The organism is Terribacillus saccharophilus, from assembly GCF_002272075.1.
Taxonomy (GTDB): domain Bacteria; phylum Bacillota; class Bacilli; order Bacillales; family Amphibacillaceae; genus Terribacillus; species Terribacillus saccharophilus_A.
Genome location: NZ_NPBJ01000038.1, coordinates 1 through 15,741, shown reverse-complemented (window position 1 = coordinate 15,741; position 15,741 = coordinate 1). Strand labels below are relative to the sequence as shown.

Annotated in this window: 9 protein-coding genes and 2 tRNA genes; 8 read left to right on the top strand and 3 right to left on the bottom strand. The window is 44.1% G+C overall.

Annotation, left to right across the window (positions count from 1 at the left end):
- Positions 1–6: 6 nt before the first annotated feature.
- Positions 7–1,671, bottom strand: a complete 1,665-nt coding sequence (locus CHH48_RS17365; protein WP_095220800.1) for a sigma-54-dependent transcriptional regulator — start codon at positions 1,669–1,671, stop codon at positions 7–9.
- A 230-nt stretch (positions 1,672–1,901) separates the two neighbouring features.
- On the opposite strand from CHH48_RS17365, the gene dapA reads away from it, so the two are divergent.
- The 6 genes from dapA to CHH48_RS17335 all read left to right on the top strand — a co-directional run bounded on the left by dapA (position 1,902) and on the right by CHH48_RS17335 (position 12,877).
- Complete coding sequence (dapA, locus tag CHH48_RS17360) at positions 1,902–2,789, top strand: 4-hydroxy-tetrahydrodipicolinate synthase (protein ID WP_095220808.1); 888 nt, start codon at positions 1,902–1,904, stop codon at positions 2,787–2,789.
- An 18-nt stretch (positions 2,790–2,807) separates the two neighbouring features.
- Positions 2,808–3,974: an iron-containing alcohol dehydrogenase gene (locus CHH48_RS17355; RefSeq protein WP_095220801.1), complete on the top strand. Its 1,167-nt coding sequence runs from the start codon at positions 2,808–2,810 to the stop codon at positions 3,972–3,974.
- A gap of 14 nt (positions 3,975–3,988) precedes the next feature.
- The gene (locus tag CHH48_RS17350; protein ID WP_095220802.1) at positions 3,989–5,281 is read left to right on the top strand and encodes a four-carbon acid sugar kinase family protein; all 1,293 of its coding nucleotides are present in this window, start codon (positions 3,989–3,991) and stop codon (positions 5,279–5,281) included.
- Positions 5,259–6,251, top strand: a complete 993-nt coding sequence (gene pdxA, locus CHH48_RS17345; protein ID WP_095220803.1) for a 4-hydroxythreonine-4-phosphate dehydrogenase PdxA — start codon at positions 5,259–5,261, stop codon at positions 6,249–6,251. Before CHH48_RS17350 ends, pdxA begins: the two co-directional genes overlap by 23 nt.
- A 395-nt stretch (positions 6,252–6,646) precedes the next feature.
- Complete coding sequence (locus CHH48_RS17340) at positions 6,647–8,011, top strand: Nramp family divalent metal transporter (RefSeq protein ID WP_095220804.1); 1,365 nt, start codon at positions 6,647–6,649, stop codon at positions 8,009–8,011.
- A 543-nt stretch (positions 8,012–8,554) separates the two neighbouring features.
- Entirely contained in the window at positions 8,555–12,877 is a 4,323-nt protein-coding gene (locus tag CHH48_RS17335; protein WP_095220805.1) for a S8 family serine peptidase, read from the top strand.
- A gap of 249 nt (positions 12,878–13,126) precedes the next feature.
- On the opposite strand, the gene CHH48_RS17330 is transcribed toward CHH48_RS17335, so the two are convergent.
- Positions 13,127–13,687: a DUF4334 domain-containing protein gene (locus CHH48_RS17330; RefSeq protein WP_095220806.1), complete on the bottom strand. Its 561-nt coding sequence runs from the start codon at positions 13,685–13,687 to the stop codon at positions 13,127–13,129.
- Positions 13,688–13,868: 181 nt separating this feature from the next.
- Positions 13,869–15,257 carry an NAD-dependent succinate-semialdehyde dehydrogenase gene (locus CHH48_RS17325; RefSeq protein ID WP_095220807.1) on the bottom strand — a complete coding sequence of 463 codons (1,389 nt, stop codon included), beginning with the start codon at positions 15,255–15,257 and terminating at the stop codon, positions 13,869–13,871.
- Positions 15,258–15,586: 329 nt separating this feature from the next.
- Between CHH48_RS17325 and CHH48_RS17320 the strand changes: the two genes are divergently transcribed.
- Positions 15,587–15,658 (top strand) — tRNA-Glu (locus CHH48_RS17320).
- Positions 15,659–15,665: 7 nt separating this feature from the next.
- Positions 15,666–15,741 (top strand) — tRNA-Val (locus tag CHH48_RS17315).

Genomic DNA, 15,741 nt, shown 5'->3' with positions numbered 1-15,741 from the left:
ATTGTTTTATTGGATTTCTTTTAATTTACGCCATAGGGTAGTGCGGTTAATTCCTAATCTTTCTGCTGTTTTAGAGTTATTCTTCTTTTCTTCCAGCCATACTGCTTGGATGATTTGCGTTTCAATATCGGCTAATGATCCAGTAATGTCGATTACTGTCTTACTCTGATCCTGAAGTTCGTCGATAATATTTGCAATGGTAGTATCCTGGATATAAGCTGTCTCTTCCTTTCGTACAGCTTTGTTGATGATTCTGCTTAGCTCGATAATATTTGATTCAAATGGATTTGATTCAAGAAGCTGTATCGCATCATCACTGATGCCTGCGATTTGCATGCCATATTCACTATTAAAACTTGAGATAAATAAGCGGATCAGATTTGGAATATCTTCTTTGCGCTCCCGCAGCGGCGGAAGATGGAGCGTCTTGAATTTTGTTGGAATCCGATCTGATGTCTTATTGTTCATGGCAAGGATAATACGAAATGGAATCTTCACTTTTAGCTGCTTTTCTACCCATTCCTTTGTTGTTTCCTCTATTTTATTGGCATTCACTATGTAAAGTGTACCGCCATCCTCCAGCACTATTGCCAGATAGGGAAGTAATGCGATTGGGAATGCTGCTCCGTCTATCCGGAGAAAAGCAGCAGTATCGCTAGTATGAATATATCTAGCCAAGCTTTCTTTTCCTGTGCCATTTTCACCAATGATGACAAGAGGAGTAAGTTGTTCACGTAATGCTTCAGCCTGTTCAATGGCCAGCTGTACTTCTTCATGGTTGGAGCTTAAATAAACAGAGGCATTGGGATCGGCCACTAAAGAGATGGACGGCAGCGATTTAGACGGTGCCTCCTGTTCCAGTAATTCAATGACAACTTGCTGAGAGCCCAATTGATGCGCATTTAATCGGTAGAATCTGTTTTTGTATACCACTTCAACTAGAATTTGATCAAATTGAAAAACAGCCGCAGCTATTCTTCTTATGAAAGGCGTTGGAAGCGGTATGGGCGGAGTTGAGAGTGAGCGAAGCTGCAAATACTTATCTGCTATGATCGTATGCTGATTCAAATCTTGGAGGATTTGTGCATACGTATCTCTCTCTTGTTTTATTTTCTCCACTGTACGGTATGTTTCTTCTGCCTGGCGAAAGGCACTTAAGACACTTTCTTTTCCAGAAGTCAATAAAAGGCCGTGCATGCCTATTTTTTCTGCTAATTGTACTGTGATTACATCTCCGATAACAAAGGTATAATTCTCTTCTTTCAATAATCGCAGCTGATTTTCAATATGATGCTCATCATCTATGGCATAAATATCAAGATTCACATCGATCAGCTGACTGACACTCGATACAGCATTTGCTATAGCTGGGAACCCGACAAAGGCGACTCTGTTATCTGTGTCTTTGATCAGCGTGATAATGCGAAGCAGGTCAAAACCGGACACCTCTATATTTATGACCGGGATTGTAACATGTTGTTTTATCCGTTCAGCAGTACCGCCTCGGCTAATGATGATATCAGTACCTTGCTTCTCAGCTTCTATTGCAATTTTTACCCCTTGCTGTAAATCACCTTGCACTATGTCAATGTTGCCAAGTTCTTTTTGGTTGGCAACGTCTTGAATTAATTCTCCTAAGCCAGCATAAGGAGCAATGGCTGTAATCTTCATTTCTTTCACCTCAAGTGTAATTAAACGCCTTACTTGTACGTTACCACATTCATGGAGAATCTAAAAACCTTTTCTAATCCATTATAGCCTTTAATAAAGTTATTTTGTTTCATTATGAAACAAAATAACGCTTGTTTTTTAAAATAGAAAGGTAAATTATTATATTTAGTTGATTTTTGAAACAGTTTGGAGTATGCTTTATGAAAGCGCGTACAATGGAGGGGAAGAAAATGAATCTGACAGGAATTTGGCCAGCAATGGTTACACCTTTTACAGAGAATCAACGTATTAACGAAGATGCTATACAGAAATTAACGAATTATCTTATAGAAGCTGGCGTTCATGGATTGTTTGCCTTAGGTACAAACGGCGAATTTCATATGCTGGACCGAGATGAAAAGCTTGCGGTTGCCAAGGAGATCATCCGAACAGCTAATGGAAGAGTACCGGTAATGGTTGGAACGGGAGGTAATTCCACAAAGGAAGTAATAGAACTATCCCGAGATATGGAAGCATTGGGAGCTGATGCGCTTTCCATTATCACACCATACTTTGTGGCTCCTGACCAAACGGATCTTGCAGTTCACTACGAAACGATTGCCAGTGCAGTTACTATCCCTGTCATGCTATACAATATCCCATCCAAAACAGGGATGTCGATAGAGGCAGAGACGGTTGCCAGACTTGCAAAGCATCCGAACATTCTTGGTATCAAAGACAGCAGCGGAAACTTCGATAACATCCAAGCTTATATAGAAGCTACTAAAAATGAAGAATTTGCAGTGTTTGCTGGAACAGATTCGCTAATCCTTCAAACATTGCGTGCTGGAGGACAAGGAGCTGTTGCGGCTACTGCGAATGTTCTCCCGGATAAAGTGTTAGCTATTTATGAAGGGTTCCAGAATAACGACGAACAGCAAGCAGAAGAAGCGCAGTCCAGTTTGCAGCCTTTACGGGAGACATTTGTGCTTGGGGCTATTCCAAGCTCCCTAAAAAAAGCAGTAGAGTTAGCCGGAATTCCGGCAGGACCGCCACGACTTCCAGTCACCGAAGCAAAAGGAGAAGTACTGCAAAAGATCGAGAACATGATGCAAGGATACAACCTACACACTCGTTAACAAAAAGGGGAGAGCGAATTGACTATTTATAAATTCCAAACAGCAGAACATATCGTTGCAGGTCGTGAAGTAGTAGATAACATTAATGAACATTTAACATTGCTAAATCTGCCAATTAAGCATGCGTTATTAATCACACAGCCGGCTTTGGTTGCGGCAGGTGCCGTGGAAAAGGTAGAGAAGGCATTAGAAGCTGTGGGTATAACTGTGGATCTGACAACTGATGTAGAACCAGAACCTACACTTGAAAATATAGAAAGAGTCTTTTCTGAAACTGTCGGCGTAAAGGATTATGATGTACTAATCGGGCTTGGCGGAGGAAGTATTCTAGATACAACAAAACTGCTATCTGTTTTAAAAACAAATGATACTGCCTTGGAGAACCTACTAGGAACTGACCTTGTGGAAAAGGCAGGGTTACCAACTATTTTAATTCCAACTACTTCAGGAACTGGAGCGGAAGTGACGCCGAATGCAATTGTCACATTGCCTGAACAGGAGCTGAAGATCGGTGTTGTAAGCAGATATTTGCTTCCGAATCTTGTATTGATTGATCCAACATTGACAACTGGACTGCCAAAACCAATCACAGCTGCAACTGGGATGGATGCATTCACACATGCGCTGGAATCTTATATTTCCAATAAGGCTAATCCGATAAGTGATATGTTTGCGCTGGAATCCATTCGGTTGATTACAGCTAATATTGTTACTGCCTACCAGAATGGTGCTGATTTGGATGCTAGAGAGAAAATGCTTATTGGCTCCATGTATGGCGGTATGGCATTAACAGCAGCAGGTACGGCGGCAGTTCATGCAATGGCCTATCCATTAGGAGGCAAATACAAAATTGCGCATGGTGTGGCAAACTCGATGCTGCTTCCGCATGTGACGCAGTTCAATATGGATGCCATGGTAGATCGTTTAGCATGTGTAGCTGGGCCTATGGGTATTGATACAAAGAATCTATCCAGTGAAGAAGCAGCTCAGGCAGTAGTTGATAAGATTAAGGAACTGACAACTGTTTTGGAAATACCTCAGGATTTAAGGGAATATGGCGTGGAAGAAGAGAGCATTGAATCAATGGCAGTTGCTGCTCTAGAAGTGAAGCGATTGATGGATAATAATCCAAAAACGTTGGATAAAGAAGATGTAAAGTCTATTTATCGCAAGCTGTTAGTCTGAGAGCGGTAAGAGCGATGAAAAAGATAGCGATTATTGCGGACGACCTGACAGGTGCAAGTGATTGTGGAGCAATGCTGCTTCCATATGCTGTAGAGGTAGATGTTCTTTTGGATGGGAAGATCAAAGAGATAGACAGCAACCAAGCGGTCGTAATCAATACGGACAGTCGATCACTTCCTGCATCAGCAGCTTACAGCAAGCTTGCCGAAGCTGCTGATGGGGTTGCATCGACAGCGCCGGACATTATATATAAAAAAATAGATTCAACGATGAGAGGGAATGTAGGGCAGGAGCTAGATGCCCTATATGATGTATTGAAGCCGGATGTTATCCTTTTGGCTCCTGGCCTTCCGTCACAAGGAAGGGTAGTGAAAGATGGCATTCATTATCTGCATGGTATCCCTCTGGCGGAAACGGAAGCTGCCAAGGATCCAAAAACACCAGTAAAACATTCAGATATCAAGCAGTTGGTTTCTTCTCAAAGCAAGCATCAGATCCACCATCTAACTATAGAACAGATTAGATCTGGCTATAAAAAGAGAGTCGAACAGCTGTTAACAGCTGTTTCAGCGGGAGCTAAGATTATTACAGCTGATTCAGAGGATGATGACGACTTGCGTTTGCTTAGTGAAGCTGCTGTAGCTACCAAATTGAATATCATCTATGCGGGGTCAGCAGGATTGATGGAATATCTTCCAACTGCACATGGCTTGGAGCAAAAGGTGATTTCTCCATCTCTCGATTTTGTGGAGGAAACTGTGTTATTGGTAGTAGGCAGTGTAAGTCCAGTTGGACGCAAGCAGCTAAATTGGTTAATGGAATCGGATCATAGCGTTCACTTTTTGGAAGTCGATCCGATTATGCTGCTCCAAGACAATTTTGAGGATACAAGTGAGTGGAAGATAGTAATGGAAGAGGCGCAAAACGCACATGCGGCAGGAAAACATATTGTGCTGTTTTCTTCTTCCGAGAAGCCGGTCGCATCCCATGAGGAAGAAGCTATTCAAAATAGCAATAAGATTGCACATAACTTAGGAGCAGTGGCTGCGGCAATGGTTAATGGGATGAAAATCTCGAGACTATTCCTTACTGGCGGGGATACAGCTATTCGTGTTATGGAAGCACTCCGAGCAGATTCTTTTCATATCTTGGGCCAAGTTGAGGCTGGAGTTCCAATTGGGCAGCTTAATGGAACAGAGATAATCGCTGTCACGAAAGCTGGAAGTTTTGGGTCACAGGAAGTTATGGGGAACGCATTGGAATTGCTTAAAGGAGTAGATAAAGTTGAAGCCAATTATCGGAATTAGTATGGGTGACGCCACTGGAATCGGCCCGGAGATTATCGTGAAAGCATTGCAGCACAAAGAGGTTTATGAGCAAGGAAATCCCTTTGTAATCGGAGATCTCAGCATGTTACGGAGAGCGGCAGAAGTCGTTGGTTCAGATCTGGAATTTCATACCGTCGAAACTGTTGAATCATGCCGATTTGAGCATGGCGTAATCGATGTGATGGATCTGCGGCTGCTTCCGGAAGATCTGGAACAGGGCGTTGTCTCCAAAGAAGCCGGAAATGCAGCATTTCATTATTTAAGTAAGGCAATTGAGCTTGGCAAGGAAGGGCAGTTAGCAGCTATATGTACTGCTCCTTTAAATAAAGAAGCACTTCATTTGGGTGGGCATAGTTATCCTGGCCATACCGAAATTCTTGCAGAACTCACCGGAACTAAAGACTATTCTATGATGCTTTCCTCGCCCAAGCTTCGCGTTATTCATTTAACAACACATATTGGTTTGTTGGATGCAATATCCGCTATTAACCCAGATCGGACATATACCGTTATTAAATTGGCGTATGAGACGCTGACAAAAGCAGGGTACGATAATCCGCGTATTGCAGTGTGCGGTATCAACCCGCATGCGGGGGAAAACGGTTTGTTTGGAAATGGGGAAGAAGAGGAGAAGCTGACACCTGCCATTGCGAAAGCGCAGCAGGAAGGAATCGATGTTAGCGGCCCGCACCCGGCAGATACTCTATTCTTCCGCGCGGTCAGAGGAGACTTTGATATCGTAGTTGCCTGTTATCATGATCAAGGACATGTTCCCATTAAAGTACTAGGGTTAGAGGAAGGGGTTAACATAACAGTTGGTCTAAAAGGCGGACTGGTGAGAACCTCAGTCGATCATGGAACAGCATTTGATATTGCTGGAAAGAATATTGCGGATGAACGAAGCATGCTCGCAGCTTTGAAAGCGGCTGCGGATTTAGCACCGAAATAATTTGCTGCTTGATGAATAGGGGAAGTCAAGCTAGTGGGCCATGGATATTCAGATCAGATGTGAATGAAAAACGATAGGAATTTTCGAAACTGGAAAGATAGGCTAGGAAGCTACCAAACGGGCAAAGAGATTCACCATGGTAATCCTAGCCTAGGCTCTTTTCCAGATAAGCAATTCGGAGTACGGTGTTCTATACGTCGTGCTTCGAGATGTATGAAGGGCTATTGACTATATATGTATCTTCCGCTACTTCCTGACACAAAGCATCCATTTACGAAAAAGGAATTAGTGATGATGCTGGTGTGGTTCCAGAACAAGCACATATTACGATGCACCTTAGATGATTAATAGCTTGTCATTTTATGTAAGCGTTATCAAAATAGGGGGTTAAGTCAATGAGTAAGAGCTTGAAGCATTTGAATAATGGGGAAGCACCTGTCAGGGAGAAGAACGAAGCACCATCTGCATTACCTAAAACGTTTATGGAATACATGCGGAGTATAGGACCTGGACTTGTACTGGCGATGACTTTCCTTGGTACTGGAGATTTGGTCAGTTCTACAGTTTCGGGTGCGAACTATGGGTATGCACTTCTATGGACATTGGTCGTCGCGCTGGCAGCTCGTTATTTCATGGTTTCAGCAGTAGCGAAGTATAAATTGCAGAACCGTCATGGAGATACCTCTATTCTGCAAGGGTTTCAGCGAGTGTGGCGTGGGTTTCCTTTGTTACTTGGTGTTGCAATTTTATTCCTTGGCATAGTCATTCAGATGAGTTTCCTTCGAGCATGTGCTGTTGCTCTTTATAATCTGTTTGGGGGATTTGGTGGTGAGACATGGGGTGTATTCCTCTTCAGTTTGGTAGTTGTCGGGCTTACGTTTCTATTATTGATCAATCCAAATCAATATAAGGTATTGGAAATGCTGGCTCGTTTTGCTTCTGTGGCAATCATTGCATCGTTCGTTTTTGCCCTCTTCCGAATCGGTTCGTTCGATATCATCGGTTTCCTGAAGGGACTAACATTTGATATGCCGCCAAATCAAGGACCATTCAATGCTATATTCATAGCAGTTGCTACTATAGGAGCGATTGGCGGATCTGCTGTAAATCTGCTGTATCCTTATTTCATGGAGGATAAAGGCTGGGACAAACCGAAATACCGGAAGATACAGCAATTGGACTTAATGACGGGAATGCTGCCGCTCTTGGTGATCAATGTGCTTTTCTGGGTAGTGGCAGCGGAGGTATTCTATGGAACTGGTATACCAGTCAGCAATGAAAATGATTTAGCGCTTATGATGGAATTGGCTGTTGGTCCAGCTGGTCCGACGATGCTTTGGATCTGCCTGTTCCTAGCTGCATTCACAAGTTTTCCAGCTCAAGCTCGGGGCTTTACGATGCTGATGCTTAATGGCTTTCATTTATCTGCAAAAAAGAAGTATAAGAAAACAGATGAAGATCCCAAGTTCCGCTACCTATCCATTGGCCTATTCCTACTGCTTCCTATTCTTATATCGATTCCTGGAGCGCCGGACTTGGTGCTGCTGAATGTATTCGGTACGAGTGTCATCACAGCTTTGATCCTGCCGCCGATTGTCGTTGGATTAGTATTAATGACAAGCAGCCGGAAATATATGGTGGATAGTTACAAAAATAGATGGTGGGAGACAGGAATCCTAGTAATTATAGCTGTTATCGGAATCTGGTCGACAGTGGAAATCATACGTAATTTTGTCGACCAGATAAGTAAATTCATATAGAAAAGAATCCGGTATTTACCGGATTCTTTTTTTATATGTCATAAGTCTTGTGGAAGCTATGAATAGGAGGGTGAAAAGTCCTTTTAATAGAGACCATAGCTGGTCGAGTACAAAAAACAACAAAATGGATATTTCTATGTATATATTTCCCATATTATGCAAGTCGATGTGCTCAGTTAAGGAGAAAAGCTCTAACAGATGTGATTAAAGGTGCTTAGTTTCACAGCTTCGGTATAAAAAAGCTACATGAATGTGAATTGCATGAGCTAGTTTTAAATCTTTTGACCTGAGTATAACGTTTTGATTGCTCGTTTAATCAATGATTAATCGTCAAACTGACAGAAAATTATTACTATTATCCCGCAGGAAAAGCCTCTACCTATGCAAATGCTCCTTATTTCTCCCGATGCTCTTCCCGTAACCGACATAATCTCGTAATCTATCTATAACATCTGAGCGATATTACATAATCTGTCATTTTGATGGGCGGAGGTGGATAAGGTTAGCGGGCAGGACCATATCAGGAAAAAGGAGAATGAGAAGATGCAGAAACGTATGGCAAAATGGCTCAGTATTCTGGCGGTCGGTGTTTTTCTCTTGTCATTGCTTTCTCCTACAGCTTCACGAGCACAGTCTTCTGAGCGAACTTCTGTAAAAGCGAGTGAGGGTGTAGCAGCGAAAGTGGACAAAGATGTTACGTCGCAGTTCAAAGCCGATGAGCAGGTGACGTATCTAGTTAAGTTAAAGGAACAGGCGGATACGAAGAAGGCTGCAGAGATTGCTGTCGAAAAGGCGAAGAAGCAGTCTGCGAGTTTGTCTGCTAAGGAAGAGAAGCGTATTCAAAACTCAGCTGTTGTCAGCGATTTGCGGGTGACGGCGGATGCAACTCAAGCGAATTTGCTTGATTACTTGAAGCAGGCAAAGGACAAGGGCGTTGTTAAGGAGTATGACTCTTACTATATCGTCAATGCATTAAAGGTAACCAGTTCTAAAGAGGTGATGGAGGAGATTGCTGCTTCTGAAGAAGTAGAGAAAATCCTGCCAAACAGAGAGCGTAAAATTCTCGAGCCTACAAAAGCAGAAGAAAAGAAAGTCGCTGCTTTGGCTGAGGAAGTAGAAGCATGGGGCGTAGAAAGGGTTGGAGCACCTGCAGTATGGCAGGAAACCGGCTTGGATGGAACTGGTGTCGTCATCGGCGGATTGGATACTGGTGTGCAGTATGACCATCCTGCGCTTCTGGAAAAATACCGCGGCTATAATCCAGCTGATCCAGATAATGTTTCCCATGAATTCAACTGGTATGATGCAGTCGGCGGGGAAGCAGTACCGTATGATGACTTAGATCACGGTACACATACAATCGGTACAGCTGTCGGTGCTGAACCTGATGGCTCTCAGGATATTGGGGTTGCACCAGGTGCAAAATGGATTGCGGTAAAAGCTTTCCATCCTGATACCGGACAGGGGCAAACAACGGATGCTATCCTGCTTGATGCGGCAGAATGGATGCTTGCACCAAAGGATGAAGAAGGCAACCCTCATCCAGAGCAGGCGCCGGACATCGTCAATAACTCTTGGGGCGGCGGACCAGGCCTGGATGAATGGTACCGTGAAGTTGTCCAAACTTGGCGGAATGCCGGTATCGTACCAGTGTTCTCTGCTGGTAATGATGGAGATGGAGACGCGACAGTGTCAGCACCTTCCAACTATCCAGAGTCGATTTCTGTAGCAGCAACGGATAACCAAGATGGATTGGCCAGCTTCTCATCTCGCGGTCCTTCTCCATATGATGGAGAAATCAAGCCAGATATTGCGGCTCCTGGAGTGAACGTCTATTCTGCGGTAAGCGGCAGTGATTACAGTGCAGCATTCAGTGGCACATCGATGGCAGCACCACATATAAGCGGTGTTATCGCCTTGCTTCTGCAGGCAGATAGCTCACTGACAGTCGATGAGATCGAGACGATATTGTATGATACGGCTGATCGTCAAACGAGCAGCGATTATCCGGATGAAATCAATGAAGGGTTCGGTCATGGTATTGTGAATGCTTATTTAGCAGTATCCACGATCGCAACTGGTGTCGGCGAAATCAATGGTAACGTCTATCAGGATGGCGAGGACGAAGAACCTGCTGTGATTACACATGAAGCAGTGTCAGAAGTGTATCAAGGTGTTGCTACTCCGCTCACAGCAGAAGTGACGGATAACATAAGCGCAGACACAGTAACACTTCAGTACAAAAAAGATGAGGGAGAATGGCAATCTGTTGAGGCGGCGCTTGTGGAAGGAAATGCAGCAAGCGGTACGTATCAAGCAGTGCTGCCAGCTGAAGCGACAACAGGTGATACACTAGCATATAAATTTGTCGTGACAGACTTTGGCGGCAATACAACAGAGACGGATGTGTACAACGTGGAGCTTATTGCTCCATTGACAGTTGGTTATAGCCAGGACTTCGAAGAGGAGCCATCAGGCTGGACGTCATTTGGCGATCAGAACTCTTGGGAATGGGGTGCTCCAGCGGCGGGTCCTGAAGCAGCAGCTTCTGGTGAAAATGTATACGGCACAGGTGCTTATCCAAACAATGCCGATGCAACTTTGCTAGCGCCGCCGGTAGCAGTACCAGAGAATGGAGAAGCGTATTTGCAGTTCCAGACATGGTTCGACTTGGAAAGCCGTTATGATTATGGCAATGTGGTCGTATCGACGGACAAGGAGAACTGGGAGCAGGTAGGTACGTACAATGGCGCGAATAGTGCTTGGTCTGCTGAACAAATCGATTTGGGTGATTATGCCGGACAAACTGTTTACGTAGGTTTCCATCTGGAGACGGACGGCAGCATCAGTAAACAAGGCTGGTATATCGATGATGTAGCTATTTCGGATTCTTCTAACACTTCTGCCTCCATTATGAAAGGTACAAAGAAGGTGAAGGAGGACGCCAAGCAGTCGAAGGATAGTGCAAAGAGCAAGAAGAAGGTAAATGCGAAGAAGCTTGCTCCAACACCGATCCAAAACGTACAAGGTCCAACACTGCCGGATGGACAAGCAGATCCATCTGACATCAGCCCAACTGCATTGCCGGTTGATGCAACAGTGACAGTACAGGAAACAGGCCGGAGCGTACAGACAGACCCAGCAGACGGTAGTTACCGTTTATTGCAGGCAGCAGGTGATATAACATTGGAGGCTTCCGCTTACGGATTCCACTCCAGCACAGCACCAGTTACCGTGACAGAGGGATCTGCCGTTACACAGAATTTCACGCTGGATCCGATTGCGGAAGGAACAGTTTCAGGTACTGTGACGAATGCGCAAACAGGTGAGCCGATAGCTGGTGCTAATGTATATGTAGTCGAGGATGCAGCCATCCAGCCTGTACAAACCGATGAGAGCGGGGCGTATACGCTGACTGCTTATGAAGGGACATACACGCTTAAAATCACGGCGCCATCCTTTAAAGGAACAGAATTCGAAGTAACAGTGAATGCGGATGAATCGACAGAACAAAATGCCGAGCTTGAGCCATTTATCGGATTCGCTGGAGAAATCGGCTATGACGATGGGACTGGTGAGAATGCACATGCCTTCTACGATGCCGGAAATGGCTGGGCAGTGAAATTCACGCTGGCGGAAGGCCAATCTTCTGCACAAGTGACAGGCGGCTTATTCCGTTTCTGGGATGAAAGTTTCCCGACTCCTGGCGGCACGAACTTTGCAGTCGAAATCTACGACGATTCCGGTGAAGACGGCGCACCAGGTAAGAAGCTGGCCGGACCAATCACTGGGGAAGCACTCCGGAATGGAGAATGGACTCAGGTTGATTTGGCGGGAGAAGGTGTTGTAGTCGATTCTGATTTCTATATTCTTTATGTCCAAACAGATCCGAATCCGAATACACCTGCATTGGCAACGGATGAAGACGGAGAATTCTCCGGACGCAGCTGGCAGAATGTAGGGGGAGAATGGAGTCCTGTTCCTGAAGAAGACGGCAACTATATGATTCGTGCACTTGTTGACTATGAGGCACAGGCACCAGTCATCACTTCGCCTGCTCCAGACACAGTCACGAAAGAAGACAGTGTGACTGTGGAAGGAACAGCTGCAGCTGGTGGGACAGTAGAAATCAGTAACAACGGTGAGGTTGCTGCATCTGTTGAAGCATCAAATGAAGGTGCTTTTGCAGCAGATGTAGAGCTGACAGAAGGTGAAAACAGTCTGACCGCTGTCACAAAGCTGGAAAACGGCAGCACAGAACCATCTGAAGCTGTGACAGTCATTCGGGATAAAGCGAAGCCGGTATTAACGATTACAGCACCTGAAGATGGCAGCAAGACAAATAAGGAGACGGTGACTGTTACAGGAACAGCATCTGATGATTATCTGAACAAGCTGACAATCAACGGGGCTAAAACAGATGTGAAAGAAGATGGAACGTTCTCCAAGCGTATTCTATTGGATGAAGGTGTGAATGAGATTAAAGTAGTCGCAACAGATCAAGCAGGAAATAAAGCGAAGCAGGTTATTGAGCTGGAAGCCGACTACACGGCTCCTGAGTTGGAGAATGTAAAACCGGATCAGGATGCAGAAGTGCAGCCTGGAGAAACGGTTGTGATCTCCTTTGAATCAGAACCTGGTTTAGAGGATGCAACCTTCTACTTGAAAGCACCGCTGACGAATTTCCGGACAACATCCCAAGCAACAGAGCTGCCGATGCGGGAAACAGAAGATGGTCTGTATGTAGGTTACTGGACAGCAACGTCATCTGCGAAGCTTGATGGAGCAGATGTTGTTGTGAAAGCAACAGATGCATTCGGGAATACAGCTGAAGCAACTGCGGCTGGAAAGGTATTTGTGGAATAATTTAAAAAAAGAAAGATGGGGCATCTCCGAATTAATGGAGATGCCCCATCTTTTTGAGGAATTGTTTCAAGACTGTGTATGGATGATGAAGCTGGCGCAAAGGACAGGAACACTAGTATTTACCTTTATCAATTGTAGTTCTGATCATTGTGTAATCAGCAAAAGAGTAATCTCAAGGGGGGGAGAGAGTGTGTTATTCCTTTGCTGGAAACGCAGCTGGGGTAGATGTTTTAATGAATGTAATCCGTTTTATGCTTTTCTTAATATAAAGAAAAAAGTCTTATCTGGAGATTGTTCTTTAATGTCCATAATTCCTAAAAGAGTGTTTTCATCAATCTTTCTAAACACATCTATTATACCTTTATTATCGTAGATCATTGCTGAAGTAACTTTCCCTCTGTGATTTACTTTTCGTAATCTTGCTGCACTCTTATTTGTTTTTAAGATAGGTCGCATTATTGTCATAGATGATGAGAGGATTTTCTTGGGTATGTGTTGCAAACGTTGCATAAGAAGATTTAAAGGAAGAAGATTTAAAGGAAGAAGATTTGGACTAATTGTATAGAGAACCTCATTACTTTTTTTGAAAACTAAAGGATGGACGTGTTCTTCATCGATAAATTCTTTTCCATACCAACCTGATGCTGTTAGAAGTCCCTCCAATGGATGCCCTGTTACGATTTCATCGCCTTTCCACATCCCTATCATTTCTTCCGGTTCAACAATATCTAGCTGGTCATAAAAAGCAAAGGCCTCTGATTGTGCTGCACCATTACGTAATATCACGTTTAGAAAATCGATATTCTCCATCTGTTCAACTCCTATAAATATAAAGATTTTTTATAAAGTAACATCGCCTAGCATAAGAGTATCATAGGACTTATCCGTATCCTATTGTGCTGGAACTTCATCGATATACACCTGCGGCAACTGTAGCTGAAAGGTATTTGTAAGTAAAGAAGAAAGGACCCGTCAGTGACGGGTCCTTCTCTTATATGCCAATTGAGATATATTTTGTTTCCAAGTAAGGTTCAATTCCTTCGATTCCGCCTTCGCGGCCGACGCCGCTTTCCTTCATACCGCCAAATGGAGCTTGTACGGCAGATGGGCCGCCGTCGTTCCAGCCGACAATACCATATTTCAGGTTTTCGGCAATATACAGACCGCGGCGATAGTTTTCTGTGAAGAAGTAAGCTGCTAAGCCAAATGGCGTGTCATTGGCTAAACGGATTGCCTCATCGATTTCAGTATAAGTTGTAATCGGAGCGACTGGTCCAAATGTTTCTTCATGCATGATGTTCATGTCATCCGTTACTTGATCAAGAACAGTTGGGTTGACGAAGAAGTAGCCTTTATCGGCATCCGCATTATATGTGCCGCCAGCGAGAACTTTAGCACCTTTGGACTTTGCATCATCAATTTGAGCTACGATTTTATCAAAGCCTTTCTTATTGATGACAGGACCGATTGCTACGCCTTCTTCCGTACCAGGACCAACTTTCATTTCGGAAACTGCTTTCGTGAATGCTGCTGTAAATTCATCTTTAATGGATTCATGGACGAGCAATCTGTTGGCGCAGACACATGTTTGTCCCGCGTTCCGGAATTTTGATGCTAGAGCATGCTTCACAGCGCGGTCGATATCTGCGTATTCATCGACAATAAGCGGAGCATGTCCGCCAAGCTCCATGGATACATGCTTCACACTATCAGCGCTCTGTTTCATGAGCAGCTTGCCGACAGGGGTAGAGCCGGTAAAGGAAATTTTTCTAATATGAGGGTGCTTAGTGAAAATCTTTCCAACTGTTTCACCATCAGCGTTTACATATTGAATGACGTCCTCTGGAATTCCGACTTCATGCGCCAGTTCGACCAGACGAATGGCTGTCAGTGGTGTATCTGGTGCTGGTTTGATAATGAATGTACAACCTGCAGCTAGTGCGGGAGCTGCCTTTCTTGTAATCATTGCAGCAGGAAAGTTCCAAGGCGTGATCGCTGCTACTGGACCGACAGCTTCACGGGTTACCAACATACGCTTATCAGTGGTGGAAGCAGGGATAGTACGGCCGTATACACGTTTTGCTTCTTCTGCAAACCATTCGATATAGCCGGCAGCATATAATACTTCGCCTTCAGATTCTTTAAGCGGCTTGCCGTTTTCCGCTGTCATCAAGGCAGCAAGTTCTGCTTTGTTTTCAATCATCTTATCATGCCAAGCACGGAGAAGCTTACTGCGCTCAGTTGCAGAAGTTCTGGACCAGGAATGGAAGGCTTGATGGATTTTTTCTATTTTATCGTTTATTGCTTCTTCTGAATCAATTGCTACTTTTTCGATTAATTCTCCGGTGGCTGGATTCGTTACATCGAATGTCTCTGTCATGTCGAATGCCCCTTTTCTTGTTTATTTCATAGGAAAAGCATAACAAGTATTTTTTCTATCAGATAAAATAACGCTCATAATTTTTTGCGTTCATGTTTATATTCCTGTTTTGAGAGGAAAATATGCAAGGGAAACAGATGTTATTAAAATAGCTGTAAACGTTGATATAACAGTGCTTTTACCAAGTAGAAGAGGGGGTTGTCTGTGAGTCAATTATCTGAATTAAAAGAAATTATGAAAGTGGGTTTACAAAGCCTTGCATTCCTGTATATAATAACTCTTGTCAGTTTCGAGTTACGAAAAACGCAACGATGAAAAACAGACATCCTGGCCCGTTGGTCAAGCGGTTAAGACACCGCCCTTTCACGGCGGTATCACGGGTTCGAATCCCGTACGGGTCATCAAGCTGGAGGATTAGCTCAGCTGGGAGAGCATCTGCCTTACAAGCAGAGGGTCGGCGGTTCGAGCCCGTCATCCTCCACCA

What these genes read in the sequence shown, in the direction of transcription:
- CHH48_RS17330 (WP_095220806.1), bottom strand. Translation starts at nt 13,687, where the DNA reads ATGGAGAATATCGATTTTCTAAACGTGATATTACGTAATGGTGCAGCA.
- CHH48_RS17350 (WP_095220802.1), top strand. Translation starts at nt 3,989, where the DNA reads ATGAAAAAGATAGCGATTATTGCGGACGACCTGACAGGTGCAAGTGAT.
- dapA (WP_095220808.1), top strand. Translation starts at nt 1,902, where the DNA reads ATGAATCTGACAGGAATTTGGCCAGCAATGGTTACACCTTTTACAGAG.
- CHH48_RS17365 (WP_095220800.1), bottom strand. Translation starts at nt 1,671, where the DNA reads ATGAAGATTACAGCCATTGCTCCTTATGCTGGCTTAGGAGAATTAATT.
- CHH48_RS17325 (WP_095220807.1), bottom strand. Translation starts at nt 15,257, where the DNA reads ATGACAGAGACATTCGATGTAACGAATCCAGCCACCGGAGAATTAATC.
- CHH48_RS17340 (WP_095220804.1), top strand. Translation starts at nt 6,647, where the DNA reads ATGAGTAAGAGCTTGAAGCATTTGAATAATGGGGAAGCACCTGTCAGG.
- CHH48_RS17335 (WP_095220805.1), top strand. Translation starts at nt 8,555, where the DNA reads ATGCAGAAACGTATGGCAAAATGGCTCAGTATTCTGGCGGTCGGTGTT.